At 65.5% G+C, this 5331-nt stretch carries 3 protein-coding genes; all 3 read right to left on the reverse strand.

Annotated features, from left to right (window positions below):
• Positions 1 to 263 precede the first annotated feature (263 nt).
• The gene (gene glgB / locus ABZW74_RS23830; protein ID WP_355279889.1) at positions 264 to 2489 is read right to left on the reverse strand and encodes a 1,4-alpha-glucan branching protein GlgB; all 2226 of its coding nucleotides are present in this window, start codon (positions 2487 to 2489) and stop codon (positions 264 to 266) included.
• Positions 2490 to 2496: 7 nt separating this feature from the next.
• Positions 2497 to 4497, reverse strand: coding sequence for a maltotransferase domain-containing protein (locus ABZW74_RS23835; RefSeq protein ID WP_355279891.1), 2001 nt, complete (start codon positions 4495 to 4497; stop codon positions 2497 to 2499).
• A 113-nt stretch (positions 4498 to 4610) separates the two neighbouring features.
• A partial coding sequence (locus tag ABZW74_RS23840) for an ATP-dependent DNA helicase (protein ID WP_355279893.1) occupies positions 4611 to 5331 on the reverse strand: 721 nt, incomplete at its 5' end.

A 5331-nucleotide genomic window follows, 5' to 3' on the forward strand; every position in this document is an offset into this window, starting at 1 on the left:
AACGACCGCAAACATCCCTTCGTATGGACAAAGACCGCCGACGAAATCCTGGCAAAAGCCCAACCCAATAGGAATTAATGAAACGTGACACTAGAGCTCATCGAGCAGCTCTCTGACCATTCACTTCACGTCATCGATCTGCCCGGCAAAATCTAGGGGAAGAACTTCTTCCCTGGGGTTTGGTGTCTTCCGCTGGAAATTTCTGGGGGAAGACGCCAAGGATAGGGGAAGAAACTCTTCCCCTATTTTCTTGTGGGCGCCCGTCACTCAGATCGTAAGGGCGCCAACCAGATCGCGGAGTTGGCCGGGATCATCACCCGGGCCGACGTCGGGCGTCCGTGCCACGACGGGCCGTCCGCGGTGACGGCGCCCATGTTGCCCTTGCCGGCACCGTTGTAGGCATCGGCGTCGGTGTTCAGAATCTCCTCCCACACCCCGCCTTCGGGTAGGCCGACCCGGTAGCTGTCCCGGTCGGAGCCGGAGAAGTTGAACAGGCAGGCGACGACCGAGCCGTCCGAGCCGTAGCGGAGGAAACTGATGACGTTGTTGGCCGTGTCGTTCGCGTCGATCCACTCGTAGCCGAGCGGGTCGGTGTCCTGGCTGTACATCGCGGGCGATTGCCGATAAACGCGGTTGAGGTCCGTGACGAGCGCCGAGATCCCCGAGTGCAGTTCGCCCTCCCAGCCCTGCAACTGGTGCCAGTCCAGGCTGCGATTGTCGGCCCATTCGCCGGTCTGGCCGAACTCCTGGCCCATGAACAGCAGCTGCTTACCCGGGTGAGACCACATGTATGCCAACAGGACCCGGACACCTGCGGCCTTCGTCCAGGAATCACCGGGCATCCGCGACCACAGAGTGCCCTTGCCATGAACCACCTCGTCGTGCGAGATGGGCAGCACAAAATTCTCGCTCCACGCATACATCAGGGAGAAGGTGATCTCGTGATGGTGGAAGCTGCGATGTACCTGATCTCGGCCGAGGTAGCCGAGGGTGTCGTGCATCCAGCCCATGTTCCATTTGAAACTGAAGCCCAGGCCGCCGAGGTCGGTCATCCGGGTCACCCCGGGCCACGCCGTGGATTCCTCGGCGACCGTGACCACGCCGGGGAAGTGCTTGTGCACGGTGGCGTTCATCTCCTGCAGGAACTGCACGGCCTCGAGATTCTCGCGGCCGCCGTAGATGTTCGGTCGCCACCCGCCGTCGGGCCGCGAATAGTCGAGGTAGAGCATCGACGCAACCGCGTCCACACGGAGCCCGTCGATGTGGAACTGGTCGAACCAGTACAGCGCATTGGCCACCAGGAAGTTCCGGACCTCGCGTCGGCCAAAGTCGAAAACGTATGTGCCCCAATCGAGTTGCTCGCCACGCATGGGGTCGGGATTCTCGTAGAGGGGGGTTCCGTCGAAGCGGGCCAGCGCCCAGTCGTCCTTGGGGAAGTGTGCGGGCACCCAGTCGACGATGACTGCTATGCCGCGCGCGTGCAGATGATCGACGAGGTACCGGAAGTCGTCCGGAGTGCCGAAACGTGCCGTCGGCGCGTAGTACGAGGTGACCTGATACCCCCAGGATCCGCCGAACGGGTGCTCGGCGACCGGCAGGAATTCGACGTGCGTGAAGCCCTTCTCGTTGACGTAAACGGCAAGCTGATGCGCCATCTCGCGGTAGTCCAGCCCCGTGCGCCACGACGCGAGGTGCACCTCGTAGACGCTCATCGGTTCGACGTCCGGGTTGGATTCGCGTCGGCGGGCGATCCAGTCGTCGTCGTTCCATCGATACGTGGAGCGGTCGACCACCGACGCCGTCAACGGTGGCGGCGTGGTCCGGAAGGCCATCGGGTCGGCCTTTTCCCGGATGACCCCGTCGGCGCCGTGGATGCGCAGCTTGTACTGCATGCCGTCGCCGACGTCCGGGACGAACACCTCCCAGATGCCGCTGCTGCCGATCGTGCGCATCGGGGCCTGGCGACCGGTCCAGTTGTCGAAGTCGCCGATCACCACCACGCCGTGCGCGCTGGGTGCCCACACCGAGAACGCGGTGCCGTGGACCTCGCCATCGGGCGTCGTGTACGACGCATGTCGGGCGCCCAGGATCTCCCACAGCGCCTCGTGACGCCCCTCGGAGAACAGATGCTCGTCCATCTCACCGAGACTCGGCAGAAAGCGGTATCCGTCGGCGACGACGAAGGTGTTGCTGCCCCCGGACCCATCTGGGTACTCGACGCGGTAGCGGTAGTCGATCAGCCCCTCGATGGGTACGGTCACCACGAACAGGTCGTCGGTCTGTCGGTGCATCGGGTAGTCGACACCGCCGATCACCGCGGTGACGGAGATGGCGTCCGGGCGCAGGGTCCGCAGAATGGTGTGCCCGCCGGGCGCGTCGTGCGCTCCGAGGAACGCGTGCGGATCGGGGTGTGCCAGCGCGAAGAGTCGACGCAGATCGAGGTCGGAGGCAAACGGTTCGGGTGCAGCGGGCTCTTGGGTGTCGGTCACGTCAACCTCATCGGATCCGGTAGGAGAGTTGCGCTGCGGCAGCGGGATCGAGCGGCGGCAGTGCAGCGATGTGGGCAACCGCACGCCACGGTTCGAGACGGATGTAGTTGGCCTGACCCCACCAGAACTCCTCGCCGGTCACCTCGTCGACCACCGGGAACCGGTCGTGCCACTCGCAGCCGAGGGCGGGCATGTCCAACCACAGCGTCGACACCTCCGGACCGAACGGATTCAGATTTATCACCACGATGACACGGTCGCCCGACACCGGATCCACTTTCGAATAGGCGATCAACGCCGGGTTGTCGAGGTGATGGAACGTGATGTTGCGCAGCTGCTGCAGCGCGGGGTGACGGCGACGGATCGCGTTGAGCGAGGTGATCCACGGTTCCAGGGACTCGCCGCGGCTCGACGCGGCTTTGTAGTCACGCGGACGCAGTTCGTACTTCTCCGAATCCAGGTATTCCTCGCTGCCCTCTTTGACCGCCACGTGTTCGTACAGCTCGTAGCCGCTGTAGACGCCCCAGGTGGGCGACAGGGTTGCCGCGAGTGCCGCGCGCAGGGCAAACATTCCCGGTCCACCGTGCTGCAGGCTCGCGTGCAGGATGTCGGGGGTGTTGACGAACAGATTGGGGCGCGCGTCGTCGGCGTGCTCGGCGATCTCCCGCCCGAACTGTTCGATCTCCCACTTCTCGGTCTTCCACGTGAAGTACGTGTACGACTGCGTGAAGCCGAGCCGGGCCAGCCCGTAGAGCCGCGCCGGCCGCGTGAACGCTTCGGCGAGGAAGAGCACGTCGGGATGACGCTTCTTGACCTCGGTGATGAGCCATTCCCAGAAGTTCGGCGGCTTGGTGTGCGGATTGTCGACGCGGAAGATGTTCACGCCCAACTTGATCCAGTGCAGCGTGACGTTGAGTACCGCACGGTATATGCCGTTGCGGTCGTTGTCGAAGTTCAGCGGGTAGATGTCCTGGTACTTCTTCGGTGGGTTCTCGGCGTAGGCGATAGTGCCGTCGGGCAGCACGGTGAACCAGTCCGGGTGGTCGATGGCCCACGGATGATCGGGTGCGCACTGCAACGCGAGGTCGAGCGCGATCTCGAGGCCCAGTTCGCGTGCGCGACCGACGAAATACTCGAAATCCTCGACGGTGCCGAGTTGCGGGTGAATGGCATCGTGCCCACCCTCGGAAGACCCGATCGCCCACGGCGAGCCGACATCGTCGGGCCCGGGGACCAGGGTGTTGTTGCGGCCCTTGCGGTTGATCTTGCCGATCGGATGGATCGGCGGCAGGTACACGACGTCGAAGCCCATGTCGGCGATGCGGGGCAGATCCTGCGCGGCGGTGAGGAAGGTGCCGTGCACGGGTTTGCCCTCACCGTCCCAGCCGCCCGTTGAACGCGGGAACATCTCGTACCAGGAGCCGACCAGCGCCCGACGCCGATCGGCCCACACGCGATAGGTCCGACTCTTGGTGATCAGTTCGCGCACGGGGTATGTGGTGAGGAGTTCGACGATCTCGTCGGAGACGGCGAGACCTACCCGGTTCTCCACTCGGCGGCGCTGTGACCGCAGGTCGCGGATCGCGTCGGCGAGCAGGTCGGTCGCGTCCGGGGGAACCAGGTTGGCGGCCGTCTCGAGTACCCGTGCACCCGTCTCGAGGTCGTTGGCCAGGTCGGCCGCGCTCTGGCCTGCGCCGACCTTCTTGAGGACCGCCGAACGCCAGGTGGCGTACGAGTCGCTCCACGCCTCGATGCGGAACGCCCAGAATCCGACGGTGTCGGGGACGAAGGCCGCGTTGTAGACATCTGGCTCCACACACGGTGACATTCGGATGTCGAGGGTGTCGCGCCGCGGGGTCTCGATGTGCAGGGTCACCCCGATCGCGTCGTGGCCCTCCCGCCATGCGGTGGCGCTGATCGGAATCAGTTCGCCCACAACCGCTTTGGCGGGATGCTGCCCGGCCGAGACGAGGGGTTGGATGTCGTCGATACCCATCCGCCCGATCACTCGGGGCCTCCTTTCGTCAGCTCCCGTGTCTCGCGTGGGCGCTCTGCTGGTCTCACCTGCGTTGGTATCACCGAGTACAAACTTAGTGCCCCGCAGCGGAGTTTGTCTCGTCGTCAGGCCTTCAGACGTTGGAGCGCCGACCGGACCGTCTTCGGATCCGTGGTGCGCCAGAACGGCGGCAGCGACGCCATGAGGTAGCCGCCATAGCCTGCCGTGGCAAGGCGGGAATCGAGCACGGCGACGACGCCGCGGTCGTCGACCGACCGCAGCAGACGTCCCGCGCCCTGGGCGAGCAGGAGCGCGGCGTGGTTGGCGGCCACCGAGAGGAAGCCGTTTCCGCCCCGGGCATCGACAGCGCGCTGGCGGGCCGTGAGCAGCGGATCGTCGGGTCGCGGAAAGGGAATGCGGTCGATGATCACCAGACTCAGCGACGGGCCCGGGACGTCGACCCCCTGCCAAAGCGACAAGGTGCCGAACAGGCAGGTCTCGGGGTCCTCGGCGAATCTGCGGACCAGCGACGAGGTGGTGTCGTCGCCTTGGCAGAGGACCGGATGCGCGCATCGTTCGCGAATGGCCTCGGCGGCCTCCCGGGCCGCTCGCATCGACGAGAACAAGCCCAGGGTGCGCCCGCCGGCCGCGTCGACGAGGGCGGCGAGTTCGTCCATCGTGGAGTCGGCGATGCCTGCGCGTCCGGGCCGCGGCAGGTGCTTGGCGACGTAGAGGATCGCCGAGCGCGGATAGTCGAACGGCGAACCCGCGTCGAGTCCCGTCCACCGGCCGGAGTCCGGTCGACCGAAATCACTGTCGGCCGGGACGGCCCGGCCCGAAGCCGTG

The sequence above is a fragment of the Gordonia sp. NPDC003585 genome, from assembly GCF_040610755.1.
Classification (GTDB): Bacteria; Actinomycetota; Actinomycetes; order Mycobacteriales; family Mycobacteriaceae; genus Gordonia.